This window comes from Nonomuraea sp. CX421 (assembly GCF_059358955.1).
The window spans coordinates 30,179-56,007 of record NZ_JCADBK010000006.1 but is presented as its reverse complement, the minus strand read 5'-3'; the positions used below and the strand labels follow the sequence as shown (position 1 = coordinate 56,007).

At 71.3% G+C, this 25,829-nt stretch carries 25 protein-coding genes; 10 read left to right on the top strand and 15 right to left on the bottom strand.

The window, feature by feature from the left end:
* Nucleotides 1–22: 22 nt before the first annotated feature.
* From AC5L3X_RS13475 to AC5L3X_RS13460, 4 genes are all read right to left on the bottom strand, one after another.
* Nucleotides 23–1,282 (bottom strand): class I SAM-dependent methyltransferase, encoded by a 1,260-nt coding sequence (locus tag AC5L3X_RS13475; RefSeq protein ID WP_494857271.1) that lies wholly within the window; start codon nt 1,280–1,282, stop codon nt 23–25.
* A 3-nt stretch (nt 1,283–1,285) separates the two neighbouring features.
* Nucleotides 1,286–2,635, bottom strand: a complete 1,350-nt coding sequence (locus tag AC5L3X_RS13470) for an FAD-binding oxidoreductase (RefSeq protein WP_189127257.1) — start codon at nt 2,633–2,635, stop codon at nt 1,286–1,288.
* Between the two features lie 130 nt (nt 2,636–2,765).
* Nucleotides 2,766–3,749, bottom strand: a complete 984-nt coding sequence (locus AC5L3X_RS13465) for an NAD(P)-dependent oxidoreductase (protein WP_494857270.1) — start codon at nt 3,747–3,749, stop codon at nt 2,766–2,768.
* Nucleotides 3,746–5,290 (bottom strand): serine/threonine-protein kinase, encoded by a 1,545-nt coding sequence (locus AC5L3X_RS13460; protein WP_494857269.1) that lies wholly within the window; start codon nt 5,288–5,290, stop codon nt 3,746–3,748. The genes AC5L3X_RS13465 and AC5L3X_RS13460 overlap by 4 nt, the downstream gene beginning before the upstream one ends.
* A 146-nt stretch (nt 5,291–5,436) precedes the next feature.
* On the opposite strand from AC5L3X_RS13460, the gene AC5L3X_RS13455 reads away from it, so the two are divergent.
* On the top strand, nt 5,437–6,558 hold the full coding sequence (locus tag AC5L3X_RS13455; RefSeq protein WP_189127259.1) for a CaiB/BaiF CoA transferase family protein: 1,122 nt from the start codon (nt 5,437–5,439) through the stop codon (nt 6,556–6,558).
* A gap of 1 nt (nt 6,559) precedes the next feature.
* Complete coding sequence (locus AC5L3X_RS13450) at nt 6,560–7,732, top strand: cytochrome P450 (RefSeq protein WP_494857268.1); 1,173 nt, start codon at nt 6,560–6,562, stop codon at nt 7,730–7,732.
* A gap of 109 nt (nt 7,733–7,841) precedes the next feature.
* Here the strand turns inward: AC5L3X_RS13450 and AC5L3X_RS13445 are convergent, their stop codons facing one another.
* Nucleotides 7,842–8,294, bottom strand: coding sequence for a GyrI-like domain-containing protein (locus AC5L3X_RS13445; RefSeq protein ID WP_494857267.1), 453 nt, complete (start codon nt 8,292–8,294; stop codon nt 7,842–7,844).
* A gap of 97 nt (nt 8,295–8,391) precedes the next feature.
* Here AC5L3X_RS13445 and AC5L3X_RS13440 point away from each other — a divergent pair, with 97 nt between their 5' ends.
* The 4 genes from AC5L3X_RS13440 to AC5L3X_RS13425 all read left to right on the top strand — a co-directional run bounded on the left by AC5L3X_RS13440 (nt 8,392) and on the right by AC5L3X_RS13425 (nt 12,926).
* Nucleotides 8,392–9,831, top strand: a complete 1,440-nt coding sequence (locus AC5L3X_RS13440; RefSeq protein ID WP_189127262.1) for a GuaB1 family IMP dehydrogenase-related protein — start codon at nt 8,392–8,394, stop codon at nt 9,829–9,831.
* 154 nt (nt 9,832–9,985) lie between these two features.
* On the top strand, nt 9,986–10,360 hold the full coding sequence (locus tag AC5L3X_RS13435; protein ID WP_189127263.1) for an FKBP-type peptidyl-prolyl cis-trans isomerase: 375 nt from the start codon (nt 9,986–9,988) through the stop codon (nt 10,358–10,360).
* Between the two features lie 87 nt (nt 10,361–10,447).
* Entirely contained in the window at nt 10,448–11,974 is a 1,527-nt protein-coding gene (locus tag AC5L3X_RS13430) for an ATP-dependent DNA ligase (RefSeq protein WP_494857266.1), read from the top strand.
* Between the two features lie 220 nt (nt 11,975–12,194).
* Entirely contained in the window at nt 12,195–12,926 is a 732-nt protein-coding gene (locus AC5L3X_RS13425) for a septal ring lytic transglycosylase RlpA family protein (protein WP_494857265.1), read from the top strand.
* Between the two features lie 175 nt (nt 12,927–13,101).
* Here the strand turns inward: AC5L3X_RS13425 and AC5L3X_RS13420 are convergent, their stop codons facing one another.
* A complete protein-coding gene (locus AC5L3X_RS13420; RefSeq protein WP_494857264.1) occupies nt 13,102–13,698 on the bottom strand; it encodes a DUF1707 and DUF4870 domain-containing protein in 597 nt (198 codons plus the stop codon).
* 134 nt (nt 13,699–13,832) lie between these two features.
* Here AC5L3X_RS13420 and AC5L3X_RS13415 point away from each other — a divergent pair, with 134 nt between their 5' ends.
* Complete coding sequence (locus tag AC5L3X_RS13415) at nt 13,833–14,177, top strand: hypothetical protein (protein ID WP_358481136.1); 345 nt, start codon at nt 13,833–13,835, stop codon at nt 14,175–14,177.
* On the opposite strand, the gene AC5L3X_RS13410 is transcribed toward AC5L3X_RS13415, so the two are convergent.
* From AC5L3X_RS13410 to AC5L3X_RS13375, 8 genes are all read right to left on the bottom strand, one after another.
* Nucleotides 14,138–15,262: a DUF4192 domain-containing protein gene (locus AC5L3X_RS13410; RefSeq protein WP_494857263.1), complete on the bottom strand. Its 1,125-nt coding sequence runs from the start codon at nt 15,260–15,262 to the stop codon at nt 14,138–14,140. The genes AC5L3X_RS13415 and AC5L3X_RS13410 overlap by 40 nt on opposite strands.
* A 279-nt stretch (nt 15,263–15,541) precedes the next feature.
* Nucleotides 15,542–16,297, bottom strand: coding sequence for an EI24 domain-containing protein (locus AC5L3X_RS13405; RefSeq protein WP_494857262.1), 756 nt, complete (start codon nt 16,295–16,297; stop codon nt 15,542–15,544).
* Between the two features lie 10 nt (nt 16,298–16,307).
* Nucleotides 16,308–16,889: a Maf family protein gene (locus tag AC5L3X_RS13400; RefSeq protein ID WP_494857261.1), complete on the bottom strand. Its 582-nt coding sequence runs from the start codon at nt 16,887–16,889 to the stop codon at nt 16,308–16,310.
* A 16-nt stretch (nt 16,890–16,905) separates the two neighbouring features.
* Entirely contained in the window at nt 16,906–17,457 is a 552-nt protein-coding gene (locus tag AC5L3X_RS13395) for a DUF937 domain-containing protein (RefSeq protein ID WP_189127271.1), read from the bottom strand.
* An 83-nt stretch (nt 17,458–17,540) separates the two neighbouring features.
* Nucleotides 17,541–19,364: an ATP-dependent zinc metalloprotease FtsH gene (ftsH, locus tag AC5L3X_RS13390; RefSeq protein WP_494857260.1), complete on the bottom strand. Its 1,824-nt coding sequence runs from the start codon at nt 19,362–19,364 to the stop codon at nt 17,541–17,543.
* A 135-nt stretch (nt 19,365–19,499) separates the two neighbouring features.
* Nucleotides 19,500–20,300, bottom strand: coding sequence for a hypothetical protein (locus AC5L3X_RS13385; protein WP_494857259.1), 801 nt, complete (start codon nt 20,298–20,300; stop codon nt 19,500–19,502).
* Between the two features lie 308 nt (nt 20,301–20,608).
* Complete coding sequence (locus AC5L3X_RS13380; RefSeq protein ID WP_494857258.1) at nt 20,609–21,325, bottom strand: peptidyl-tRNA hydrolase; 717 nt, start codon at nt 21,323–21,325, stop codon at nt 20,609–20,611.
* Entirely contained in the window at nt 21,322–22,584 is a 1,263-nt protein-coding gene (locus AC5L3X_RS13375) for an MFS transporter (protein WP_189127273.1), read from the bottom strand. Before AC5L3X_RS13375 ends, AC5L3X_RS13380 begins: the two co-directional genes overlap by 4 nt.
* A 71-nt stretch (nt 22,585–22,655) precedes the next feature.
* On the opposite strand from AC5L3X_RS13375, the gene AC5L3X_RS13370 reads away from it, so the two are divergent.
* Complete coding sequence (locus AC5L3X_RS13370; protein WP_494857257.1) at nt 22,656–23,612, top strand: GlxA family transcriptional regulator; 957 nt, start codon at nt 22,656–22,658, stop codon at nt 23,610–23,612.
* Between the two features lie 4 nt (nt 23,613–23,616).
* On the opposite strand, the gene AC5L3X_RS13365 is transcribed toward AC5L3X_RS13370, so the two are convergent.
* Nucleotides 23,617–24,381 (bottom strand): class II aldolase/adducin family protein, encoded by a 765-nt coding sequence (locus AC5L3X_RS13365; protein ID WP_494857256.1) that lies wholly within the window; start codon nt 24,379–24,381, stop codon nt 23,617–23,619.
* A gap of 148 nt (nt 24,382–24,529) precedes the next feature.
* Between AC5L3X_RS13365 and AC5L3X_RS13360 the strand changes: the two genes are divergently transcribed.
* Complete coding sequence (locus tag AC5L3X_RS13360) at nt 24,530–25,420, top strand: SseB family protein (protein ID WP_494857255.1); 891 nt, start codon at nt 24,530–24,532, stop codon at nt 25,418–25,420.
* On the top strand, nt 25,417–25,806 hold the full coding sequence (locus tag AC5L3X_RS13355; protein WP_494857254.1) for a UCP033725 family protein: 390 nt from the start codon (nt 25,417–25,419) through the stop codon (nt 25,804–25,806). The genes AC5L3X_RS13360 and AC5L3X_RS13355 overlap by 4 nt, the downstream gene beginning before the upstream one ends.
* The last annotated feature ends 23 nt before the right edge of the window (nt 25,807–25,829 follow it).

The window sequence follows — 25,829 nt, the reverse complement described above, 5'->3', positions numbered from 1 at the left end:
CGAGACCCCTCACCCGTGACCGTCAGGGCCAGTCGCGCGACGGGCGCAGCGGGACACCCGAGTGGCCCGCGTCGTCCAGCTTGACGCCGAGGACCTGGTGCAGCTGCACCTTGTTGCGCTCGAAGCCGACGATGCAGCCCGCCATGTACAGCGCCCACACCCGGGCGGTGCCCATGCCGACCTCCTGCACCGCGTCCTCCCAGGTGGCGTCGAGGTTGGCGCACCAGTGGCGGAGCGTCTCGGCGTAGTGCTCGCGGAGGTTCTCCTCGTGGCGGATCTCGAAGCCGAGGTCCTCCATCTGCCTGATCAGGTGGCCCACCGACTCCAGCTCCCCGTCGGGGAAGACGTAGCGGTTGATGAAACCGCCCTTGTTGAACGTCTTCTCCGTGCCGGTCGGCCGGGTGATGCAGTGGTTGAGCAGCCGGCCGCCCGGCTTGAGCTTGCCGTACAGGAACGCGAAGTAGGACGACAGGTTGGCCGCGCCGATGTGCTCGGTCAGGCCGATGGAGCTCACCGCGTCGAAACCGGTCTCGGTGACGTCGCGGTAGTCCATGAAGCGGACCTCGGCGAGGTCCTGCAGCCCCGCCTCGGCGATGGCCTTCTGCGCCCACTCGGCCTGCTGCCTGCTGAGCGTGACCCCGAGGACCTGGACGCCGTAGTGCTCGGCCGCGTGCAGCGCCATGCCGCCCCAGCCGCAGCCCACGTCGAGCAGCCGCATCCCCGGTTTCAGGCCCAGCTTGCGGGCCACCAGGTCGAACTTGGCGAACTGGGCCTCCTCAAGGGAGGCGTCCTCGGAGGGGAAGACCGCGCAGGTGTAGGCCATGGACGGGCCGAGCACCCACGAGTAGAAGCGGTTGGACACGTCGTAGTGGTGGTGGATGACCTCGGCGTCACGCTGCTTGGCGTGCCGCGAGCCCATCCGGGCCAGCATGCTCTGCCGCATCTCCTGCGGAGGCGGCGGCACCCGCATGAGCAGTGGCTTCATCCCGAGCGAGCGGACCGCGGCGAGTTTCTCGGCCGTGGAGAGGTCGTTGGTGGTGATGTTCCACATGCGGTCGAGCAGGGTGTACATGTCGCCGTGGATGTCGATGTGACCCGAGACGTAGGCCCTGGCGAGACCGAGCTCACCGGGCGCCTGCGCGAGATAGGCCACCGCGATCGGAGACTTCACTTCCAGGCAGACGTCCGCCCCGTCGGGACCTGCCTTGCTGCCGTCGTACGCCATGAACGCGATGTTCGCCTCAGGGCCGACGATCTTCTCAAAGATGGAAGCCAGTGCCATCTGTCACCTTCCCCGCACACACTTGTCGTACAGGTCCAGCAGGCGACCGCTCGGGTCGTATTCCCGCTTGACCGGCCAGTAGGCATCGCCGTTGTAGAGCCGCCAGAACTGCTCACGGGCGTAGAAGGAGGTCGAGTAGAGGGACTTGTGCCCGTCGAGCGCGTGCACAGAGTTCTCGATGAGCCGGTTGTAGTAGCCGTCGAACTGTCCCCGTGGCAACGGCACCATGCCCCAGAAGCCGAAGTTCACGTACAGCTTGCCCGGTTCCAGTGGATAGAGCGGCCAGCGCGAGGAGGACCGCAGTGGGCACATCCACACCGGCGTCATGCCGACCTTGTCATGGAAGAATTCGAGGAACTCGGCCCCTCTCTCGACCGGCGTCTCGACGTCCTGGATGACCGACTCCTGCACGGGCTGACCGCGCCACCGGTCGATCCGGGCGGTCAGGCCGTACTTACGGTCGAGCGAGACGAGCTTGCGGTAGACGTCGGACCGCATCCAGCGGCGCGGCATCAGCGAACGCACCACTGGCTGCTGCACGCCGAAGGCGCGCGAGCACCAGAACCAGTCGGTGTCCCAGCGCCACAGGTAGTCGCGGACCGTCAGCCAGTCGCGGTTGCGCTGGGTGATCGACTGGTAGTAGATCCGCATGCCGGTGTAGTCGGAGACGTAGGGAGCGCGCTCGGCGAAACGGCCGACCGTGATGTACATCTCCTGCGGGCCGAAGTAGACGCCGTCGACGAAGTCGACCGGCTCGCCGTCGTGCTCCATGCCGTCGCAGATCTCCTGCATGGCCAGCATGCACTTGTCGGCGTCGGTGAACTTCACGTGGGTGAGCCGGACGTACGGCTGGACCTGTCTGAGCTTGATCCTGATGCGCAGCGCGTAGCCGAGCGTGCCGTAGGAGTTGGGGAACGCCCGGAACAGGTCGCGGTGCTCGTTGTCGTCGCGGGCCACGATGACGCGGCCGTCGCCGGTGAGGATCTCGAGCTCCTCGACCGACTCGTGCGGCAGGCCGTCGCGGAAGCTGGTCGACTCGATGCCGAGCCCGGTCACGGCCCCGCCCAGCGTGATGGTCTTGAGCTGCGGGACGACGTACGGCATCAGCCCGTGCGGCAGGGTGGCGTCCACCAGGTGCTCGTAGGTGGTCATTCCCTGGACCTCGGCGGTCATGGCGACCGGGTCGACGCTGATCACCTCGGCGAGGTCGCGCGCCGACAGCTTGGCCGTCTTGCCCTGGTCACGGAACCTGAAGAGGTTGGACGTGGCCTTGGCCAGCCGAGGCGCGGCGTCGCCGGGGATCTCCGCGTAGGACCGCCGGATCTCCTCTACTGCCCGTCGGTGTGTCGACATCGTCGTCGTCACCTGCGGCACCCCCTTTGAGCTGGTAGAGATCGTCCGTAGAAACGTATCTCCCGGGGCTGACATCGAACAGAGCGGGGTCGTTAAAGACACGAAAACTTCGCGGTTCGCGGTGGGACCGTTACGAAGAAGCCGAATCGGCGGGTTTCCGGCGCACGACGGGTGAGACGGAGTTCAGCACGTTGGCCACCTCACGACCGTCCAGGGCGGCGCCGAGGTTGTCCAGCGTGGCCGCCAGCAGGCGTCCGGTGGACTCCGGCGTCACCCCGGCGGCGTGCGGCGACAGCAGCACCCCGGCCACCTCGCGCAGCGGGTCGCCGGCCGGCAGCGGCTCGGTCTCGAACACGTCGAGCGCCGCGCCGCCGAGCCGGCCCGCACGCAGCGCGGCGACCAGCGCGGCCTGGTCCACCACGCCGCCCCGCGCGGCGTTGACCAGCAGCGCGCCCGGCTTCATCCGGGCCGGGTCGATCAGACCGCGCGTCTCGTCGCTCAGCGCGATCACCACGACCAGCACGTCGGAGGTCGCCACGAGCGTCTCCAGATCGGTGTGGCCGGGCTCGTCGCGGGGGGTGCGCGTCCAGTAGGACACCTGGCAGCCGAACGCGCGGAACAGCCGGGCGCAGGAGGCGCCGATCGACCCGAACCCGACGATGCCGACCCGCTGGCCGTGCAGCTCGCGCGGCTGGAGCCCCTGCTGCGGCCACTCCCCCGCGCGGACCGCGGCGTCGGCGGCGGCGAGCCGGCGGGTCAGCGACAGCGCGGCGGCCACGCACCACTCCGACACCGCGACGGCGCTGACGCCCGCGGTGTTGGCCAGCGGGACCCCGGCGGCGGTCAGCGCGGTCAGGTCGTGGCCGTCGACACCGACCGACGGCTGCTGGACGAAGGCCAGCCGGGGCGCGGCCGCGACCGCCTCGGCGTCGAGCGCGAGCAGGCCCGTCCAGTCGCCCAGCACGATCTCCGCGTCGGGCAGGGCGTCGAGCAGCGCGGCCCGCTCGCGGGTGGCGGGCACCCGCACGTCCACCCGGTCGCCCAGCGGGGCGAGCAGGCTGCGCAGCACCTCCTCGGGAAGGGGCGGCAGGGCAAGGAGGTTCCAGGGTGTCATCCGCCCACCGTAAAGCTGCCGATCACCTGCCGCATCAGCCGGGTGTCGCGGTTCCAGTGGGCCTCGGCGACCGTCCAGCTGAGCATGTACGCGGTGTCGCCGGCCACGAGGGCGCGCCGTACCTCGCGGTAGCGCGCGCCCGGGATGGCCCACGGCGCGCTCCCCTGCGCGCCGGCCGTGTAGGCGAACTCCCACTCCACCGCCCGCGTGCCGCGGTGGGCGACCACCCTGCGGCCCAGGACCTCCAGGTCGGTGGTGTTCTCCCGGAGCACCTCCTCGGCGTCCCTGATGATCTGGTAGGCGTCGACGTTGGCGTAGATGGCCTCGACGCCCAGGTGCGCGGTCCCGTTGCGGCGCGTCCACTCGGTGTAGGCCTCCGCGCGTGCGCCCCGCCAGCCGGTGGGGCGCACGATCGACCAGCCGTCGGGCGAGTTCCAGGCACGCACGGCCGGCACGAACCTGGACGGCGTCGGTGTCGGCGTCGCGCTGGGCGTGGGCGGCGCGGTGGGGGTGGGCGTGGTGGTCCGCGGGGTGGCGGGCAGCGGGCTGGTCGCGGCGCGCCCGGCGAGGCGCGGGGTGCCCTCGGCGGGCGTGGCGGTCTGGAGGTAGACGACGGCGCCGCCGGCGACCAGGAGCACGGCCGTCAGCGCGACCGCGAGGAGGGCCCGGCCGGCCCGCCGCGGGCCGGCCTCCTCCACATCGCGGTCGGCGCCGGCGGGTCTGCTGGCGGCGATTTCGGCGAGCAGCCGGTCGGCCTCCTCGGCGCTCACCCGGTCCTCCGGCTCCTTGCGCAGCAGGCCCTTCAGGATCGGATGCATGATCGGGGGGATCCGACGGTAGTCGGGCTCGTCGTTGAGCAGCGCGTTGAGGGTGGCCATGGGTTCGCCTCGTTCGAAGGGCGAGCGGCCCACGAGGGTGGCGTAGAGCGTGGCGCCCAGCGACCACAGGTCGGAGGCCGGGCCCGCCTCGGCGGCGCGGACCCGTTCGGGGGCCAGGAAGCTCGGCGACCCGGTGACCATGCCGGTCTGGGTGAGCGAGGCGTCGCCCTCGGCCGTGGCGATGCCGAAGTCGGTGAGCACGGCCCTGCCGTCGTCGGCGAGCAGGATGTTGCTCGGCTTGACGTCGCGGTGCAGGATGCCGGCCTCGTGGGCGGCGCACAGCGCGGACAGCACCTGCCTGCCCACGTCGGCCGCCTGCCGTACGGGCAGGGCTCCGCTCGTGGCGACGACCTCCTCGACAGAGGGGTGGCGGACCAGCTCCATGATGATCCAGGGGCGGCCGTCCTCCTCCACGACGTCGTAGATCGCGACGACCGACGGGTGGTTCAGCCGGGCCGCCGTCCGGGCCTCGCGGGCCGTACGGAGCAGCTGGCGCTCCTGGTCGGCGCGCGGCAGCCCCTCCGGGAGGAGCACCTCCTTGACCGCGATCTGCCGGTTGAGCAGCGTGTCGCGGCCTTCCCAGACCACCCCCATGCCGCCGCGGCCCAGCTCGCGCAGTAACTGGTAGCGCCTGGCGATCAGCGGCGTACTATCCGAAACCATGTCCTACCCCTGTAGACCACCCGATCAGTGGGCAAGTTTCCCATACCTCTCCCCGCTTCGCGGGAAGGTCGGAGACGCTGCTTGCCACAGCTCACCGAATGTTGTTCTACTGAGGCTGGTTGAACGTTCGAGTCGAGGAGTCACAGATGTCTGAAGCCCGCCAGGGGCCGTTGGCCGGAGTGCGCGTTCTGGAGCTCGCCGGGCTGGCGCCCGGCCCGTTCGCCGGGATGATGCTGGCCGACCACGGCGCCGAGGTGCTGCGGGTCGATCGCGTGTCCGCCGTCACCGACCGGCCGCGTACGGACGTCATGGACCGCGGCAAGCGCACGATCGGGCTGGACCTGAAGTCGCCCGAGGGCGTGGCGGCCTTCAAGGACCTGGTGGCGAACGCCGACGTGGTGATCGAGGTCTTCCGCCCCGGCGTCGCCGAACGGCTCGGCATCGGGCCCGAGGACCTGCACGCGGTGAACGAGCGGCTCGTCTACGGCCGGATGACCGGATGGGGGCAGGACGGCCCGCTGGCCCCGACCGCAGGGCACGACATCGACTACATCGCCATCTCGGGTGTGCTGTCGATGCTCGGCCGCGAGGACGAGAAGCCCACCCCGCCGATCAACATCATCGGCGACTTCGCCGGCGGCGGTCTCATGCTCGCCTACGGCGTGCTGCTCGCCCTGCTGGAGCGCGAGCGCACCGGCAAGGGCCGGGTCATCGACGCCGCCATGGTCGACGGGGCCGCGCTGCTGTTCTCGATGTTCTACCACGGCGTGCAGTCCGGCTACTGGGGCCCGCGCGGCACCAACCTGCTCGACACCGGCGCCCCCATGTACGACACGTACGAGACCGCCGACGGGGGGTTCCTCGCCGTCGGCTCGCTGGAGCCGCAGTTCTGGAACACGATGGTGACGCTGATGGGCCTGACGGACCTGCCGGACCGTGACGACCGGAGCCAGTGGCCCGCCCTGAAGGCCCGCCTGGCCGAGGAGTTCAGGTCCAGGACACGGGCCGAGTGGGAGGCCGTGTTCGAGGGCTCCGACGCGTGCGTCTCGCCCGTGTTGTCGATGCCGGAGGCGACCACCCACCCGCACAACGTGGCCCGCGGCGCCTTCACCGAGGTCGGCGGCCTCACCCAGCCGATGCCCGCGCCGCGCCTGCTCGGCACGCCCGACCCCGACCTGTCCCCCGCGACCCGGCTCGACGACCTGTCGGCCTGGGGCCTGCCGGCCGACGTGGCCGCGAAACTCCGATCTCAAGGGGTGCTCGCCTGACATGGACCTCGACTTACTCGACCTGCTCGACGGCGACCTCTACGCCGGTGACCCGGACCCCGTCTACGCCCGGCTCCGGGAGCACTCGCCCGTTCACTTCGACGCGGCCAACGGGCTGTGGGGCATCTCCCGCCACGCCGACATCACGGCCATCGAGCGGGACGCGAAGCTGTGGACCAGCACCGGCGGCTACCGCCCCCAACTGCCCTCCGACCCGTCGATGATCGGCGTGGACGACCCCGAGCACGCCGAGCGCCGGCGGCTGGTCTACCGCCGGTTCACGCCGCGCCACGTGCACGAGCGCTACGCCGGCCGGATCCGGGAGGTGGTGGTCGAGCTGATCGAGCGGGCCCTGGCGGCGGGCACCGTGGACGTGGTGCCCGCGCTGGCCGCGCCGCTGCCCGCGCGCATGATCGGGTGGCTGCTCGGCTTCGCCGACGAGGACTGGCCGAGGCTCGTGCACTGGTCGGAGACGACGATCCCGGCGGGCGGCGGCCTGCGGTACGTCACCCACGACGCCGCCGTGGCCGCCGGCGAGTACGGCGAGGCCGTGCTGGCCCTGGCCGCCGAGCGCCGCTCCTGCCCGCGCGACGACCTGGTGTCGCTCTGGTCGGCCGACCCCGGCTACGACGACGAACGCCTGGCCGGCGACGCGCTGCTGCTGCTCGACGGCGGCGCCGAGACCACCCGCACGGTCATCGCCACCACGATCGCCGCGCTGATCCGCCACCCCGGCCAGTGGGAGCTGCTGCGCCGCGACCCGTCGCTGATCGAGAACGCCGTGGAGGAGTTCATCCGCTGGACCACGCCGGTCCTGAACATGTGCCGGGCCGCCACCCGCGACACCGAGCTGCACGGACGGCACATCCGCCAGGGGCAGCAGGTCCTGCTCATGTACGGCTCCGCGAACCGGGACCCGGAGGTGTTCGACGACCCCGGCCGCTTCGACGTGACGCGAAGGCCCGGCGGTCACATCGCCTTCGGCTTCGGCACCCACTTCTGCCTGGGCGCCGCGCTGGCCCGGCTGGAGCTGCGGATCTTCTTCGAGGAGTGGGTGGCCCGCGTGGGCTCCGCCGCCTGGGCGGACCCGGCCGGCCCGCGCATGCTGCCCAACGCGTTCGTGCGGGGAATCACGTCGTTCCCGATCGAGCTGCGATCCGTGCCGTCCGTGTGAACCGGTCGCCGTCAGGCGCTTGCCGTTACGGTCGGGCGGCGTGCCACCGGCGGAGGAGAGGCTACGGGACGATCGCGCCCGCGCCAGGCGACCGCGAGCCGGAACGTCTCTAGACCGCGACGTAGAGGTCGGCGCCGCCCGGGTGGTGCACCTCCAGGTCGGTGGTGAACACCCGCGACGGCGTGCCCCCGGCCTCGGTGTGCTTCCACACCTGCTGCCACGCCTCCATGACCGCCTGCGGCATCGGCCCGCGCGCCTCGACCCGCAGGGTCCTGGCCGCCGGCACCCGCACCGCGACCATGCCCTCGGGCAGCCTGGGCACCGTGCGTACGCCGATGCCCACGACCTGCGTGTAGGCGCCGTGATGGTCGCTCTCGTAGTCGGTGAGCACGGCGTACAGCCGCTCGTCGATCCGGCCGGGCACGTGCGCGAAGGCCCCCGGCGCTCCCGCCCGCTGCCAGAGCACCGGCAGCCTCGCCCGCGTGGGATCCATCTCCTCGGCGTTGGTGGTGCGCACGACGAAGCCCACCACCGTCAGCTCCTCGCGGTCTGTGATGTCCACAGCCCCTCCATCCCCCATGAGTATCCCGGCCGATCATAAGCCCCCGGCAATCAGGGCAAACCACTGTTGACGCAGTCACTGCATAGGATGGACGAACGTGAAGTTTCTTAACGACCTCGAGCCGCGCCACGATCTGACCTACAGCGACGTCTTCATGGTGCCGTCGCGTTCCTCGGTCGGTTCCCGGCTGGCGGTCGACCTCTCGACGCACGACGGCACCGGCACCACCATCCCGATCGTCGTGGCCAACATGACGGCCGTCGCGGGCCGCCGGATGGCGGAGACCATCGCCCGGCGCGGCGGCATCGCGGTGATCCCGCAGGACATCCCCATCGACGTCGTGACCGACGTCGTCGACTGGGTGAAGAAACGTGACCTCGTCCATGACACGCCGCTCACGCTGACCCCGCACGACACCGTCGGCGAGGCGCTGCAACTGCTGCCCAAGCGCGCCCACGGCGCGGTCATCGTGGTCGACTGGGACAACCGGCCGGTCGGCGTGGTGACCGAGGCCGACTGCCAGGGCATCGACATGTACACCCAGCTCTCGCAGGTGATGTCCAGCGAGCTGCTGACGCTGCCGGCCGGGCTGGAGCCGCGCGCCGCGTTCGACCGGCTGCACGACGGCCGCCACCGCCTGGCGCCGATCGTCGACGCGGACGGCCGCCTGGTGGGCATCCTGACCCGTACGGGCGCGCTGCGCGCCACGCTCTACCAGCCCGCCCTCGACGACGCGGGCCGGCTGCGGGTCGCCGCCGCCGTGGGCGTCAACGGCGACGTCGCGGCCAAGGCCAAGGAGCTGCTCGACGCCGGCATCGACTGCCTGGTCGTGGACACCGCGCACGGGCACCAGGAGAAGATGATCTCCGCGCTGAAGGCCGTGCGCGCGCTCGACCCCGGCGTGCCGGTCGCCGCCGGCAACGTGGTGACGGCCTCCGGAGTGCGCGACCTGGTCGAGGCCGGGGCCGACATCCTCAAGGTGGGCGTCGGGCCGGGCGCCATGTGCACCACGCGGATGATGACCGGTGTCGGGCGGCCGCAGTTCTCGGCGGTGCTCGAGTGCGCGGCCGAGGCCCGGCGGCTCGGCCGGCACGTGTGGGCCGACGGCGGCGTGCGCCACCCGCGCGACGTGGCCCTCGCCCTGGCGGCCGGCGCCGCCAACGTGATGATCGGCTCCTGGTTCGCGGGCACCTACGAATCGCCCGGCGACACGCGCACCGACGCCAACGGGCGCAAGTACAAGGAGAACTTCGGCATGGCGTCGGCGCGCGCCGTCCGGCTGCGCACGGCCGACGACAGCGCCTTCGACCGGGCCAGGAAGGCGCTGTTCGAGGAGGGCATCTCGACGTCGCGCATGTACCTCGACCCGCTGCGGCCCAGCGTCGAGGACCAGATCGACGCGATCGTGGCCGGGCTCCGCTCCTCGTGCACCTACGCGGGGGCCACCACCCTGGAGGAGTTCCACGAGCGCGCCGTGGTGGGCGTCCAGAGCGCGTCGGGCTATACGGAGGGCATGCCCCTGCACCAGAGCTGGTGACCCCCTCAGCCCGTCCGGACACGGCGCCCGGACGGGGCCGGCGCGGCTCGACGCGCGATCGATCTCAGCGGGGAAACGGCCACGCCATGGACGTCGGCGATATCCCGACGGCATAGAGTCGTCGGGTCCATTCACTCGTCATCAGGAGCACTTCGTGGCACTGGAGAAGCCGGAAATCGACTTCCCGGAGGGCAACCCGCCCACCGACCTGGAGATCGTCGACGTCGTCGAGGGCGACGGCCCGGAGGCCAAGCCCGGCCAGAGCGTCAAGGTCCACTACGTGGGCGTGGCGTTCTCGTCCGGAGAGGAGTTCGACGCGTCGTGGAACCGCGGCGAGGCGTTCGAGTTCCCGCTGGGCGGCGGGCGCGTCATCGCGGGCTGGGACCAGGGGGTCGCGGGCATGAAGGTGGGCGGCCGGCGCAAGCTCGTCATCCCGCCGCATCTCGGCTACGGCAGCCGCGGCGCCGGCGCCAGCATCAAGCCCAACGAGACCCTGATCTTCGTGGTCGACCTGCTGGGGGTTCGCTGACGTTCGGGTGGGCCCGCCGGCCCACCCGTTCAGCACGCTGACCGCGCGCGGTGGGAAGTGTCGGCGCGGTGCGGCACGATAGGGCTTGTGCTACTGATCGACGTGGTCCGGGTCTCCGAGGCGGTGACGCGGACTTCCGCGCGCCTGGGCAAGATCGGTCATCTGGCGGAGCTGCTCGGCCGGGTCGGGGCCGGCGAGGCGGAGATCGCCATCGCCTACCTGTCCGGCGAGCTGCCGCAGCGCCAGATCGGCGTCGGCTGGCGCAGCCTTCAGGACCTCCCCCAGCCCAAGCTGGCCGCGACCGCCACGCTCACCGAGGTCGACGAGCTGCTGAGCACGATCAAGGCGGTCTCCGGGCAGGGCTCCCAGGCGGCCCGCAAGGCGCTCGTGAGCCGGCTGTTCGCCGGGCTGACCCGCCAGGAGCAGGCGTTCATGCTGCGGCTGCTCGGCGGCGAGCTGCGGCAGGGCGCGCTCGACGGGGTGATGATCGAGGCGGTCGCCAAGGCGTCGGGAGCGCCGTCCGCCGACGTGCGGCGGGCGCTGACACTGCGCGGCTGGCTGCCCGCGGTCGGCGCGGCGGCGCTGACGGGCGGGGTGCCGGCGTTGCGGGCGTTCCGGCTGGAGGTCGGGCGGGCGGTGTCGCCGATGCTCGCCGGCAGCGCGCCCAACGTCGTGACCGCCCTGGCCAAGGCGGGCGCGCCGGCGTCGCTGGAGTGGAAACTCGACGGCATCCGGGTCCAGGTCCATCGCAGCGGCGGCGAGGTCAAGGTGTTCACCCGCACCCTCGACGACATCACGGGCCGGCTGCCCGAGCTGGTCGAGGCCGTTCTCGAGCTGCCGTCCGACGATCTCGTGCTCGACGGCGAGGTGATCGCGCTGCGTCCCGACGGGCGCCCGCACCCGTTCCAGGTGACGGCGAGCCGCGCCTCCAGCAAGGTCGACGTGGCACGGCTGCGCGAGCAGACGCCGCTGAGCGTGTTCTTCTTCGACCTGCTGCGGGTCGACGGCGCCGACCTGCTCGACCTGCCCTACTCCGATCGGCAGGAGGCGCTCGGCCGTGCGGTCCCGCCGGGCCTGCTCACGCCACGGCTGGTCACGGACGAGGTGGCGCAGGCGGAGAAGTTCTTCACCGACGTGGTCAGGGCCGGGCACGAGGGCCTGGTGGTCAAGTCGCTCTCCTCTCCCTACGCGGCCGGGCGCAGGGGCGCCGGCTGGGTGAAGGTGAAGCCCCGGCACACCCTCGATCTCGTCGTGCTGGCCGCCGAGTGGGGGCACGGGCGTCGTCAGGGCAAGCTGTCCAACCTGCATCTCGGCGCTCGCGACCCGGAGGGCGGCGGGTTCGTGATGCTCGGCAAGACGTTCAAGGGCCTGACCGACGAGCTGCTGGCCTGGCAGACCGAGCGCTTCCTGGAGTTGGCCGAGGGGCCGGCCGACGAGCTGACCGTGAGGGTGCGGCCGGAGCTGGTGGTCGAGATCGCCTTCGACGGGGTGCAGCGCTCACCGCGCTATCCGGGGGGCATGGCCCTGCGGTTCGCCCGCGTCCTGCGCTATCGGCCTGACAAGCGGGCCGAGGACGCCGACACGGTGGAGACCGTACGATCTCTGATGCTCTGATGTGTGGATATTGATCCAATATCTAAATGACCTTGTAACCAAAGTGAGATATGTCACTGGTTAAGGCATTAACTTGCCTTTACCCACTCTTTGTCGCATATGTTCGTCCAGGTCCGCGGGGAACCCCACCCCGCACACGGGATCGGCCGGCATGCGCCCCCCTCATCTTCCCGGTCTGGCCTTTCCCGGTTCTTTCCCCTAGCTAGGACTGTGGTTTACCTTGGGCCAGCATTCGCACAAGCCGTCCCTCCCCAACCCGCCGAGGCGTACGACCTCTCCGGCCAGGCGCCGCTGGGTCACCGTCGCGGCCGGAGCAGCCGTCGTCGCAGCCGCCTCCACCACCGCGTGGGCCGCCGTCGCCAACGACGACCCGAGAGCCTCGGCCCTTGAGGCCGAGCCGAGCCCCTCCCCGTCGGGGTCGTCCGCCGGATCACCCGGCGCGTCACCCGCGCTTTCGCCGACCGTTTCGCCCACCGGGCCGGTCGGAGGACCGGCCACCGGCGAGACCTCCGCCCCGGCCGGCGCCAAGGCCACGCCGAACACACCCGCGCCGTCGGGCACGCCGGTCACCGCCAAGTCGCCTTCCGCCAACCCGGTCGCCACTTCCCAGCCGAAGACCGACAAGAAGCCCGCTGCCAAGACGAAGACGAAGCCCTCCCGCGTGCTCGCCAGCGGTAGGTGCGGCGCGTCCTTCTACGCCGAGGGCCAGATGACGGCCAACGGCGAACGCTTCAATCCGTCGGCGATGACCGCGGCGCACAAGACCCTCCCGTTCGGCAGCAGGGTCCGCGTCACCAACCCGGCCAACGGCAAGTCGGTGACGGTCCGCATCAACGACCGCGGCCCGTTCATCGGCGGCCGCTGCCTCGACCTGTCCCGGGCCGCCTTCGCCGCCATCGGCAACACGGGCGCGGGCGTGATGAGCGTCAAGTACGCGGTCCTGTCGCGCTGACCGCCCTCCCAGCCGAGCATGGTCGTGGCCCGCGCCCGGCCGACGACGTCAGAGACGGCACCCTCAGCGGAGCATCGGCATTACAGACGGCAACCCGCAGCGGGACGTCCGCGTCACAGACGGCAACCCGCAGCGGGACGTCGGCCTCCTTGGTCATCGACCGGCGAGAAAGGGCTTATTTGACCAGGCGAACCGTCAGCGGGTAGTCGAACCACCGCTTCTCGGAGAGTGCCGAGATGCCGCCGATCACAGACAGGACGAAGCCACCCATCCAGAGCACCGGGACGACCACGAGGCCGATGATCGTCAGCGACAGCAGGATCGTCGCGCCGAGCACGGTGAGCTGGAAGTTGAGCGCCTCGACCGCGTGCCGCCGGATGTAGGGCGAGGTCTTGCCGCCCGTGAGCATGAGAATCAACGGGCCGGCGATCGGGATGCCGACGAGCATCAGCAGATGGGCCGCCGAGGCGACGAGGAGCTCGTTGCTGTTCGGGACCGTCTGGGGACGGATCGGCCCGGGCATCGGGCGGTGCGGAGGAACCGGATGGGTGCCGTAGAGCTCGGTCATGATGGGCATCAGGTCACCGTGGGTACGGGCCGTCATCGCTCGATCGAGCCGATCGTCGAACTCGAGCTTGTCGAAGCGCCCCTCGGCGTAGGCGGCTTTGACGTGCTCCACCACGTGCTCGCGGTCCTGGTCGGTGACGCGCAGGTGGGCCGGCGGCACCTGTCCCGGGCCCGGGGATGTGGGTACCCCAGCCATCACAGCCATGCCTCTCCTCAGATCGAAAACAGTCATTTCCATACTGCATCCTGGCGAGACGGCGTGGCCATCGGGAGGATCCCGGATGTGTCCCTTAGATCTCCCCCGACGCGCGCGGCACATTGACGGTATAAAAAGGACTCATGAGATGGCGAGACCGCTACGGTATCCGGCGTCTGCGCGGCCCTAAGATCGCGAAGTTCGACAGGGAGGCGACGGACGCCGACATTGAAGCGCTCATCGCCTTCGCCCGGTCACGGCGTGGCGTGGAGTTCTACGTCGAACCCGAGACGTTCGCCACCGACACCACCGCCGTCGCCGTGGCCGACGACGGCGAATGGACCCGGCGAAGGGTCGGGTCCCCCGCGGTGATCCACAAAGTAGCCCGTGACCTGGCATTACCGGTGTACGACGTCCAGCTCACCGGCTATCCGCAGCGGATGCGCGCCTACAACGAGCGCCGCCGCCGCGAGGAAGGCGGGCTCTGACCAGCCTCGGCCGTCAGCGCGGACGCCGCCTGCTCCTCGCCGTCGAGCACGTCGAGCAGGGGGAAGAGCCAGCTCGCGCGGGCCGCCCCCATGGCGGTGTCGAGGTCGGCCGGAGTGGGCATCCGGCCGCGGAGCATGCCCGGCGACAGCAGGTTGCGCAGGGCGTGCATGAGCAGGTTGGCCATGGAGTAGCCCGGATGGGTGGCCAGCACGCGTTCGAGGGCGATGGTGGCGAGGACGCAGTCACCTGACCGCCAGGAGCCCATGGCGAACAGCGACGCGGCGGGCGGCACGAACCCGGGCTCCAGTCTGCGCATGACGTCTTTCCACAGACCGACGTGACCGTCTTCCATCAGGGTCCAGGCTTCGTCTCGCACTCTGACCACGGCCAGGTCAAGGCCCAGCCGGGCCGCCTCTGCGTCGTCGACGCGCCCGCCGGCGGCGTGGACGGCCAGCGCCGCGCGGACTCGCACGAGCCCGCGGGCGACGAACTCCCGGGCGAACGCGTCGGGGTCGGCGGCGGCGAACCCGGCGCGAAATCCGGCGACCGCCTCGGCGGTCGCCCGGCGCATCGCCATCCGCACCGGGCCGGTGACGGGGGCGATCGTGTCTTCGAGAGTCCGCCGGTCGGGCAGGGCGACCATGCCGTGCACCGTCGCCTCGGCCGCGATCGGGCTGGCGACGGGGTCGAACGGCGTGCCGCCCGGCGGGCAGCAGTGGGCGACGTCGCAGACATAGGACCAGTAGCGCCCGTCCTGGGCCCGGAGCGCCTCATCGACCTGCACCCCCGCCTTGGCGGCGAACGCCCTGGCCTCGTCGACGGCCGGGGTCACCCGCTCTCCCGGGCCGTAGCCGACCACGATGATCCGCGTGATGCCCTCGCGCTCGCACAGCTGGGGCAGCGGTGCCAGCGTGCCGGGCGGGAACGGAAGGCCCCACCTGGCGGCCACCTTGACCTGGCCGCGGGCGAGCCCGATCACGATGAGGCTGTCGGCGGGGTGGAAGCCCACCAGGTAGGGGATCGCGGCCAGGATGTCGGCCGGACCGGCCAGGGTGAGGCTGGGCGCGGAGGTGTTGGTCGTCATGAGGCATGAGGGTGCCGGACCGCCGAAGTCGCCGAGCTGCCGAAACTCGTTCTGTGGATGACCGGCGAGGTCCGCCCTCCGCCTGTGGACGACCACCCGCGGGCGTCAGACTTCGAACGCGAGCAGGCCGCGAACGGGATCGCCCCGCGGATCGTCAGGCCCGAGGGGCAGCGTCTCGCCGAACGTGCATGCCCAACGGGCAGAGCCCTACGGAGCGTCAGGCCCAAGGGCCGCGTCTCGCCGAAGGCCGGATCCCGAACGGGAGAGGCTCACGGAAGGTCAGGTGTGGACCCGGGGAGCCTCGGCGCCCGGGGCCAGCCGGGTGCGGACGAGCAGGGCGGCGCCCGCCACCGCGGCGGGCATCGCCAGGACCGCCACGAAGGGCACCAGGAACAGCACGAACACCGCGACGCCGAACCCCAGCGCGGCCGGCTTGCTGCCTCTCAACAAGGCGAACCGCTGCTTGCGGGCCATCCCGCGCCGCTCCAGCGCCAGCGTGGTCAGCTCCACCGTGAGGAAGAACCCGGAGATGGCCGCGCCCAGCACCGGCACCACCGTCTGCCCCACCACCGGGATGAACCCGAGGAAGAACAGCGGGACGGTGAACATCAGCACGAAGCCCAGCGTCACCAGACTGTCCTTGATCGACCGCGGCAGGGTGCGCCACCAGGGCTGCTCCTCACCCCCGTCGATCGGATCGACGGTGCCGGACAGCTTCTCGTAGAACGGCTCCCCGATGGCCAGGGTCAGCGCCGTGAAGGTCAGCACCGCCAGCGCCAGGCCGCCCAGGAAGAGCGCGACGCCCACCATCGCCCGGAAGGTGTCACGCCACCCCCACGAGTCGGCGAACGGGGTCAGGAACTCGGCCAAATCGGTGGCGTTGGTGCCGAGGAAGACGAGCGCCACCACGTAGACGGCGAACGCGATCAGCGCGGGGATCAGCCCGAACAGCCACCATCGCCCATTGCGGGCGACCCAGCCGACACCTTGGAAGAAGAACCCCACGCCGGCCAGGAAGTCGCGCACAGATCGCATGCCCGGCAGGCTAGCGCCAGAACGACGTCACCGTGTAGCCCAGCTCCTCGAACAGCCGCCGGGTGAGGGGCAGTGAGATGCCGAGCACATTGCCATGGTCACCGTCGATGCCGTCGACGAACCATCCGCCGCGCCCCTCGATGCTGAACGCGCCGGCCAGGCCGAGCGGCTCACCGGTGGCGGTGTAGGCGGCGATCTCGTCATCGGACGGCTGGCCGAAGTGGATCACGGTGGTGGCCACCTCGGCCACCTGCCGGCCCGCGGCCACGTCGATGACGCAGTGACCGGTGACCAGGCGGCCCGTCCGGCCGCGCAGGACGCGCCAGCGCTCCGCGGCCTCCTCGTTGGTGGCCGGCTTGCCGTAAGGGCGGCCGTCGAGCTCCAGGATGGAGTCACAACCGATGACCAGCCCCTCGTCCAGCCCGCCCGCCACCGCGGATGCCTTGGCCTTGGCGAGGTCGAGGCTGAGCGCCGCGGGCGAGTAGGCGGAGAAGGACTCCTCGTCGACCCCGCTCACGATCACCTTGGGGTCGAGGCCGGCACCGCGCAGCAGGGCGAGACGGGCGGGAGAAGCCGAGGCGAGAACGATCACCGCTCCAGCTTACCGGTCACCAATCCCCCTGCGTGCGGGCCTGCTGGGGCACCGTCTCGCCGAAGATCCCGGCCAGCATTCCGGCGAGCACCTCGCCGAGCTCGCCGGGCAGGGTCGACTGCTCGCGGACGAGTTCCGCGGCGACGGCGGCGGCGTCCAGGTCCCGCTCGCTCGCGCGGTCGGCCAGCAGCGACATGATCATGGGGGCGATCAGGGGCAGCAGCTTCGTGAGGATGCCCGTGTCGACGTCGGCGAGACGGGCGAGCCCGGCAGCGGCCTGCTCGGTGCCCTGGCCCCCGAGCACATGGCCGAGGATGCTCTGCCCGTCGCGCGTCAGGGAGGCGATGTCGCCGTTGAACGGATCGGCGTCGATGTGCTCGTCCAACGCGCCTCGCAGGGCCTCGGCACCGTCGGGGTCCTCGACGTTGCGGACCAGGCCGCCGACGATGGTGCCCGACACCGCCTGGAGAACGGTCCGCGCGGTCGCCACGTCGGTGCCCAGCATCCCGGCGATCTGCTCCAGGCCGGGGTCTCCCAGCCCGGCGAGAAGCTCGTCGTTCAGAGTCATGGCAGTCCCCCGTCCATTCTTCCGGGAGACTTTCCCCACGCTAAACCCAGCTATATCCCGACTTGCCCTAAGTCTCGGGAAAGCTATGCCTGCGCGACCCTGAGCTCGCTGAGACCCGCCGCCGTGTACGCGCCGATCTCGTCGAGCGTCTCGTGCTCCAGCAGGGCCTCCACGATCGCGTCGAGCTTGACGCGATTGCGGGTCAGCACGTCGATGGCGCGCTCGTAGCACTCGTCCACGATCCGGCGGGCCTCCTCGTCGACCATGGCGAGCGTCGCGGGCGAGGCCTGGGGCTGCTGGCCGTCGGAGGGCAGGATGGTCAGGGGGCCGATCTTCTGCGACATCCCCCATCGCCCCACCATGCCGCGGGCGATCATCGAGACCTGCTCCAGGTCGCTCTCGGAGCCGGTGGTGACCACGCCGAACACGACCTGCTCGGCGGCCATCCCGCCGAGCGCGCCGGCGATGCGCCCGCGGAGGTACTCCTCGTCGTAGGCGTAGCGGTCGGTGTCGGGGGTGGAGAGCGTGACACCGAGCGCGCGTCCGCGCGGAATGATCGAGATCTTCCGCACCGGGTCGGCGCCGGGCTGCAGCATGCCGAGCAGCGCGTGGCCCGCCTCGTGGTAGGCGGTCCTGTTGCGCTCCTCCTCCGGCATCACGATGCTGCGCGCCGCGCCGAGTTGCAGCTTCTCCAGGGCGTCGGCGAAGTCGAGGTCGGTGACCTTCTCCTTGCCCCGCTTGGCGGCCAGCAGTGCCGCCTCGTTGACCAGGTTGGCCAGGTCGGCGCCGGTCATACCGGGCGTGATCTTGGCGAGCCCGCCGAGGCTGACGCTCCCGTCGAGCGGGACCCCCCTGGTGTGCACCTCGAGGATCGCGGCGCGGCCCGCGGCATCGGGCAGCCCCACCTGGACCGTACGGTCGAAGCGGCCGGGCCTGAGCAGAGCCGGGTCGAGGATCTCGGGGCGGTTGGTGGCGCCGATGACGATGACGCCCTCGGCGCCGGAGAAGCCGTCCATCTCGGTGAGGATCTGGTTCAGGGTCTGCTCGCGCTCGTCGTGGCCGCCGATGCCGCCGGCGCCGCCGCGGGCCCGGCCGATGGCGTCGATCTCGTCGATGAACACGATCGAGGGCGCCACCTTGCGCGCCTCCTCGAACAGGTCGCGTACCCGGGACGCGCCGACTCCGACGATCATCTCGATGAACTCGGACGCGCTCGCCGAGAAGTACGGCACGCCGGCCTCGCCGGCCACGGCCCGGGCCAGCAGCGTCTTGCCGGTGCCGGGAGGTCCGGCGAGCAGCACGCCCTTGGGCAGCTTGGCGCCGAGCTTGCGGTACTTGCCGGGGTCCTTGAGGTAGTCGACGATCTCGACGAGCTCGTTCTCCACCTCGTCGATGCCGGCCACGTCGTCGAAGGTGGCGCGTACCTGGCCGGCCTCGACCGGCTTGGCCGCCTTGGACTTGCCGAGGCCGCCCAGGCCGCCGCCGCCCATCATGCCGGCGCCGCGGCGCATGATCCAGATCCAGAGCCCGGCCAGCAGCGCCACGGGCAGCAGCGAGAGCAGCAGGTTGACGACGAAGCCGCGGCCGCCGATCGGCTCGGCCTTGATCTCCACGCCGGCCGTGTCGAGCCGCTGCGAGAGCTGCTCGGTGTTGGCGAAGGCGGGGATCTCGGTGCGGAACTGCGTGTAGTCCTTGTTGCCGCTGTCGGGGTCCTTGGCGGCGTTGCGCAGGTCGCCCTCGACCGACAGGCCGGTGGCGTAGATCTCCTTGACGTTCTTCGCGTTGACCTGCGAGGTGAACTCGGTGTAGGAGATCGTCTCGACCTGGCGGCTGTCGAAGAACGACGACACCAGGAAGAACGCCGCGTAGACGACGAGCAGGGTGGCGGCGAACCGCCACCAGTTCATCTTGCGTCGGCCACCGGGTGTGCCCGGCAGTCCTTCGGAGCGCCAGGGCGGCTTGGACCGATCCTGGTCCGTGGCCTGTGGCGATCCAGTGCGTTCCACGGCGTTCTTCCCCCACATCACCGCATGAGCAAGCCTCTACTTGAGGACACGCACCCCCGAGGCCGCGCGGGTGACGTCGGCCCATCGACTGCGTTGCGTGTCCGGCACCGAAGCAAACGCCAAACCAGGTTTCGCCATTCCCCCGTCAACTACGGCGACCGCCGCGCGCGCGCTGCGCTTGCCGTACTTGACCTGGTAAACCAGCATCCAACCGCCCTTTACCGGCTGCGAGGCGATCCAGCTGATCTTGGCACCCTTGGGGTGGTGGTTGAGGGTCCAGCGGGCGGCGAGCAACGCGGTGTCGCGCGGCTCGGCCTGCTCCTCGATGGGCAGCGGGCAGGTGACGAAGACACCGCGCCGGGTCGAGCCGCGCTTGATCGGCAGCACCTGCTTGGTGGTGAACGGCGCCGCTCCGTGCCTCTTCCACTGCCCGCCCAGCCTGGGCACGGCGAGCCCCGACCGGGTGTCCTCGATCACACGCTTGCCGGGCGCCCGGAGCGCGAGGCGTTTGGGCCTGGCCGGCAGCCTGGGCACCCGGATGTCGGCGTACAGGGCTTCCATGGCCGTGTAGCCCGGGGCCAGCGACGAACCCGGCGTCGGCGTCGGCCGGGGAGTGACCGCGGCGAGCGACTCGGTCGGCGAGGGAGTCGGGGATGCGGAGGGCGAGGCCGGCGGGCTGGGCGAGGGCGCGGGACCGGACGAGGCCGGCACGGCAGATGGCGCGGCGATCTGCCCTGCGACGACCTCGTCCGACCGCGACGGGAGCACGAACACGAGCCCCACGGCGGCGACCGCCACCGCGGCGACAACGGCGCACCCGCGGTAAATCACCCGCATCGGCAGATCGCCGATGCGGGAGCGCCTTGGCGAAGAGGCGGGGAGTCCCGATCTGTCTGCCGTCTTCACATCGGAACCCACGGTCCCATCATCCCCATCGAGCACGACGGGAGCGTACGACAAATCCCGCCATTCCGCTCATGAAGCAGCCGAAGTGTCATCATGCCTGTACCGAACAGGTGGAGCTCCGGATCCGCGGCCACCGACGGGCGCGCCCGATGGCCCCGTAGCGGGACTCACCAGCGGACGCGCCCGGTGACTCCGGATCGGGACTCACCGGCGGACGTCCGGTGACTCCGATCAGCGGTTCATCGGCGGACGCGCCCGTACAGCCAGGGGGCCTCCGCGACGAACGTGCACGAGCCCGGCTCGATCTCGGTGAACCCGGCGTCGCGCACCACGGGCAGGCCCGCCGCGACCTTCGCCGCGAAGTCGGCCGGCGCGGCGGTGCGCACCGACACCGGCAGGCCGGCCTCCCGCCAGGCGTCGCGTTCGGAGCGGTCGCTGGCCCACCAGGCGAGCTGCGCGGCGTGCCCGGCCTGGGCCATCGCCTTGCCCGCCGACATGGCGAGGCCCGGATTGGCCCACAGGATCGGCTCCCGCGCCGGCGGCAGGTCGCGCGTGTCGGTCAGCTCGGTGCCGGACACCTGCAGCCGCGCGAGGTCGCGCGGCCAGTCGTCGAGCGGCACGGGCGGGTGCACGCGCACCTCGGCGGTGCGGTGCCCGATCGTACGGCCGGGCAGCGCGACCGCCCGGCGCCACTCGGCGCCCCGGGCCCTGCGGACCACCTTGCGGATCTTGCCGGTGGACTGCCAAGCCGCCAGCTCGGCGGCCCACTCGCCCGGGTCGTCGAGGAGGCTCAGCACGGCCTTGGCCGCCGCTTCGAGCGCGTCGGCGCGTTCGGGGGGCTCGGCCCTCTCGATCCTGACGACCAGGGGCAGGACCATCAGCTCGGCGTCGTTCGCGTAAGAGTCGTGTGGGTGGGAGTCGTGTGGGTGGGAGTCGTTCGGCTGGGAGTCGTTCATCGCCGTCCAGCATGCCTGATCGCCAGGGACATGCCGGTGGCCAGGAGGCAGAGCAGGCCGGAGCCATACCACGCGAGGTCGTAGGCACCCAGATGGTCACGGGTGAGCCCGGCGCCGAAGGCCGCGATCGCGGCGCCCACCTGGTGCGAGCCGAACACCCAGCCGAACACCACGGCCCCGTCGGCGCCGTAGATCCGCCGGCACAGCGCCACCGTCGGGGGCACGGTCGCCACCCAGTCGAGCCCGTAGAACACGATGAAGATCAGCATGCTGGGCTCGGCGGTGGCCGCGAACAGGCTGGGCAGGATCATCAGCGACACCCCGCGCAGCCCGTAGTAGACGGCGAGCAACACCCTGGGGTCGATCCGGTCGCTGAGCCACCCGGAGGCGATCGTGCCGGCGATGTCGAAGATCCCGATGATCGCGAGCAGTCCGGCCGCCATCGGCTCCGCCATGCCGTGGTCGTGCGCGGCCGGGATGAAGTGGGTGCCGACCAGGCCGTTGGTGCTGGCGCCGCAGATGGCGAAGCCGCCCACGAGATACCAGAACGGGCGGGTTCGCGCCGCCGACCTGAGCACCGTGACCGCCCTGACGGCCGCGTTGGCGGTGCTGGGTTCGGGACGGCTCGCGCCAGGCTCGGCTCCGAGCGCGGTGGTGCCCACGTCCTCGGGACGGTCGCGCAGCAGCCACCACACGAACGGCGCCACGGCCAGCGCGGCCGCCGCCACGGTCAGCGAGGCGACCCGCCAGCCGGGCCCCTCGGCCAGCCAGGCCAGCACGGGCAGGAAGATGAGCTGGCCGGTGGCGCCGGCCGCGGTCAGCACGCCGGTGACGAGCCCGCGGTGCCGTACGAACCAGCGGTCGGTGACCGTGGCCACGAACACCAGCGCCATCGAGCCGGTGCCGAGCCCGACCAGCACGCCCCAGAGCAGCAGCAGGTGCCAGCTCGCGGTCATGAGCACGGTCAGCCCGCTGCCCGCGGCCACCAGCAGCAGCGCCAGCGTGACGACGCGGCGCATGCCGAAGCGGTCCATCAGAGCGGCGGCGAAGGGGGCGGTCAGCCCGTAGAGCACCAGGTTGATCGACACGGCCAGCGAGATCGTGCCCGTGCTCCAGCCGAACTCCGCGTGGAGCGGGTTGATCAGCACGCCCGGGGTGGCGCGGAAGCCGGCCGCGCCCAGGATGGCCACGAAGGCGACGGCCGCGACGAACCAGGCTCGGTGCAGGCGCACGCGGCGGCGGGTGGCGCTCAAGGTCATGGGGACCATCGTGAGGCTCCACCGGTGCGCGGGCGAGTGACCGGATAGCCAACATCTGAAAGAATCCGGCCATGACCCATCGGATCGCGGTCGTCGTCCTCGACCACTTCGCCCCGCTCGACCTGGGCGTGCCGGGGCAGGTGTTCTGGGCGGCGGAGTCGGCGGAGGGCGAGAAGCTCTACGAGGTGGTGACCTGCTCACCCGGCCGCGCACCCGTACGCTGCTCGGCGGGCTACACCGTGCTGCCCGACCACGACCTCGACGTGCTCGACACCGCCGACACCGTGCTGGTGCCCGGCATCCACGCGGGGCGCGCGCTGCTGAACGGCACGATCAACGACACCCTGGCCGCCGCGCTCCAGGACCGCCCGCGGGTGATGTCGATCTGCACCGGCGCGTACGTGCTGGCCGCCGCCGGCCTGCTCGACGGCCGCCCGGCCACCACCCACTGGCGCGACGCCGACCACTTCAGGAGGTTGTTCCCCAAGGTCAGGCTCGATCCCGACGTCCTGTTCGTCGACGACGGCGACGTTCTCACCTCGGCGGGCGTGGCGGCCGGCCTCGACCTGTGCTTCCACGTGGTCAGGCGCGACCACGGCAGCGAGGTGGCCAACCGGGCGGCGCGCCGCTGCGTCATGCCTCCGTGGCGGGAGGGCGGTCAGGCCCAGTACATCGAGCGCCCGCTCCCTCCGTCCACCGACACCGGCACTGCCGCCACCCGCGACTGGATGCTGGCCAACCTCGACGCCCCGCTGGATCTGGCGGCCCTGGCCGAGCACGCCAACATGAGCGTGCGCACCTTCACCAGGCGCTTCCGCGAGGAGACCGGCCTGAGCCCGGCCCGCTGGCTCATCCGGCAGCGGGTCGAGCGCGCCCGCCATCTGCTGGAGACGACCGACCTGCCGGTGGACCAGGTGGCCCGCCGCGCGGGCTTCGGCACCGCGGTCTCCCTGCGCCAGCACCTGCACTCGGCCGTGGGTGTGTCGCCGCTCGCCTACCGCCACACCTTCCGCCGGCCCGTGGGCTGACCGTTCAGTCGAAGAGGTCGGGCTGTTCGCGGGTGATCTGGTCGTGCAGGGGCTGGTAGTTGATCCAGCCGACCAGGTCGTTGCCGATCTGCCGGTGGGTCAGGGCGGCGTTGGCCGGTTCGATCTGGATCACCTGGCCCGCCGCCTTGGCCACGAGCTGCACCTGGGCCGAGCGCTCCATGGTGATGAACCACCAGGCCGCCGCGTCCACCGAGTCGCCGACCGTCAGGAGGCCGTGGTTGCGCAGGACGACGGCCTTGTTGCCGCCGAGCGCCGCCGCGATGCGCTTGCCCTCCTCCAGGTCGGTCACCACACCCGTGTAGTCGTCGAACAGCGCGTTGTCCTGGTAGAAGGCGCAGGCGTCCTGGGTGATCGGCTCGATGATCTGGCCGAGGGCCGACAGGGCGCGGCCGTGGACGGAGTGGCTGTGCGCGGCGGCCACCACGCCGGGCCGGGCCTGGTGCACCTGGGAGTGGATGGCGAAGGCGGCCTCGTTGACGGGGTAGCGGCCCTCGACGACCTTGCCGTCGTGGTCGACGAGGATAAGGTCGGAGACCCTGATGTGCTTGAACGACATGCCGAACGGGTTGACCCAGAAGTGGTCGGTCAGCTCGGGGTCGCGGGCCGTGATGTGCCCGGCCACGCCCTCTTCGAAGCCGAACTTGCCGAAGATCCGCAGCGCCGCGGCCAGTCGCTCCTTGCGGTGCCGGCGCTCCTCCTCGACCGTCTCGAACGAGGGCGGCAGGCGGAAGATGAGGTCGTCCGGCATGGCTCTCCCTAGCGGTCTAGAGCGGTCTAGAATGGCGTTCTAGCCACACTAGCGCCGTACGGGTGCCTCGGACCATCTCGCGCTGCTGCGCGAGTCTTCCTGCCCCGCCGAGATCACGTCCTCAGCGGGCGGTCGTAGGGTGAAACGCATGGAGGGGTGGGGGGCGAGAAGCCCGTTCGAGGAAGAGCTGGAAGCCGCGCACACGGCCGGGGACCTGGCCCGTTGCCTGTCCCTGCTGCGCGAGGCCGACTTCGCGCTGCCGATCAGCGCCGAGGCGGCGGCCGGGCTGGAGCGGCCCGCGTGGGCGACCGTGACCGATGACGAGCGCACCTGGGTGGCGGCCTTCACCTCGGTCGAGGCTATGCGGGCCGTCACCGGCGTCACGACGTACCGGGTCACCTCGCTCCCGGAGCTGGCCGCCGGCTGGCCGGACCCGCACTGGGGGCTGGCGGTCAACCCCGGGCTCCCGGTCGCCTTCCCGCTCGAATCGGGGACGGTAGCCAGGCTCGCGGTCCCGTCCATGGCGCAGGATCTCCTCCTGGACCCGGCGTCGGGGCTGCCGGTCGTCCAGAAGCTGCTGCGACCGTCCGGCATCCACGCTCTCCTGGTCGGCGGCGAGGCGCGGGTGTCCGGCTACTGCCACCACGCACTGGACGTCGCGCACATCGCCACCCCCTCCGTGCTGGCCGACGCCCTGGGCGAGCCCGACGCGGTGACGGACGACGGATCGGTCAACATCCTGCGCTGGCATGCCGCCGGGCCCGCCCTCTACCGCACGCCGTACGGCGGGGTGGACGAGGACACCATGGCCGCGGTCGCCGGCTGGGTGGAGGAGGAGCCGCCCTTCATCGGCCTGGGGCTCGTGCCGAACGTCAACCAGGTGATCCGCGAGTACAAGATCGACGGGGTGGTGCTGACGCACGGCGCCGTGATCGTCGAGCTCACGGCGGAGGGGATCGAGCGGCGGCGCGCCGTCTATGACGGCGACACCGGACGATGGCTGCTGGTGCACGTCATGCCACGCGAGAACGTCGCATGACCTGGTACGGCTACCGGGCCCGCTGGCAGGGCGTGGAGTACGCGGCCACCCCTGACCCGCGTCCCGACGGTCTGTGGATGCGACTGCGCAGCCCGGTGCCCGCCGAGGGGTTCGAAGAGGTGGAGCCAGGGTTTTTCGTACGGCCGGTCCAGGCCGACGCGTGCGAGGAGGCCGTCTTCGTCACCACGGTCTGCGTGTGGCGCGGCGAGCCGTTCCAGGTGGTGGACGGGATCGGCGACGAGTTGCTGCTCGAATACATCGGCGGACGGGTCACGGTCGCCAGGCGGCTGGAGCTGGAGCGGGTCGAGCGCGGTGTCCACCGGCGCCGGGTCTCGCTCAGCGAGGTCGGCGACCTACGTGAGCACGTGGAATCTCTTCTGTGCTAGAAGTTCTTTCTGTTCACCTCTTG

Coding starts and splice junctions, on each gene's coding strand:
- AC5L3X_RS13475 (WP_494857271.1), bottom strand. CDS start 1,282: ATGGCACTGGCTTCCATCTTTGAGAAGATCGTCGGCCCTGAGGCGAAC.
- AC5L3X_RS13365 (WP_494857256.1), bottom strand. CDS start 24,381: ATGCCGGACGACCTCATCTTCCGCCTGCCGCCCTCGTTCGAGACGGTC.
- ftsH (WP_494857260.1), bottom strand. CDS start 19,364: ATGAACTGGTGGCGGTTCGCCGCCACCCTGCTCGTCGTCTACGCGGCG.
- AC5L3X_RS13355 (WP_494857254.1), top strand. CDS start 25,417: ATGACCTGGTACGGCTACCGGGCCCGCTGGCAGGGCGTGGAGTACGCG.
- AC5L3X_RS13465 (WP_494857270.1), bottom strand. CDS start 3,749: ATGACACCCTGGAACCTCCTTGCCCTGCCGCCCCTTCCCGAGGAGGTG.
- AC5L3X_RS13415 (WP_358481136.1), top strand. CDS start 13,833: ATGAGATGGCGAGACCGCTACGGTATCCGGCGTCTGCGCGGCCCTAAG.
- AC5L3X_RS13405 (WP_494857262.1), bottom strand. CDS start 16,297: ATGCGATCTGTGCGCGACTTCCTGGCCGGCGTGGGGTTCTTCTTCCAA.
- AC5L3X_RS13380 (WP_494857258.1), bottom strand. CDS start 21,325: ATGAACGACTCCCAGCCGAACGACTCCCACCCACACGACTCCCACCCA.
- AC5L3X_RS13360 (WP_494857255.1), top strand. CDS start 24,530: ATGGAGGGGTGGGGGGCGAGAAGCCCGTTCGAGGAAGAGCTGGAAGCC.
- AC5L3X_RS13455 (WP_189127259.1), top strand. CDS start 5,437: ATGTCTGAAGCCCGCCAGGGGCCGTTGGCCGGAGTGCGCGTTCTGGAG.
- AC5L3X_RS13420 (WP_494857264.1), bottom strand. CDS start 13,698: ATGGCTGTGATGGCTGGGGTACCCACATCCCCGGGCCCGGGACAGGTG.
- AC5L3X_RS13385 (WP_494857259.1), bottom strand. CDS start 20,300: ATGCGGGTGATTTACCGCGGGTGCGCCGTTGTCGCCGCGGTGGCGGTC.
- AC5L3X_RS13370 (WP_494857257.1), top strand. CDS start 22,656: ATGACCCATCGGATCGCGGTCGTCGTCCTCGACCACTTCGCCCCGCTC.
- AC5L3X_RS13470 (WP_189127257.1), bottom strand. CDS start 2,635: ATGTCGACACACCGACGGGCAGTAGAGGAGATCCGGCGGTCCTACGCG.
- AC5L3X_RS13460 (WP_494857269.1), bottom strand. CDS start 5,290: ATGGTTTCGGATAGTACGCCGCTGATCGCCAGGCGCTACCAGTTACTG.
- AC5L3X_RS13410 (WP_494857263.1), bottom strand. CDS start 15,262: ATGACGACCAACACCTCCGCGCCCAGCCTCACCCTGGCCGGTCCGGCC.
- AC5L3X_RS13450 (WP_494857268.1), top strand. CDS start 6,560: ATGGACCTCGACTTACTCGACCTGCTCGACGGCGACCTCTACGCCGGT.
- AC5L3X_RS13395 (WP_189127271.1), bottom strand. CDS start 17,457: ATGACTCTGAACGACGAGCTTCTCGCCGGGCTGGGAGACCCCGGCCTG.
- AC5L3X_RS13375 (WP_189127273.1), bottom strand. CDS start 22,584: ATGACCTTGAGCGCCACCCGCCGCCGCGTGCGCCTGCACCGAGCCTGG.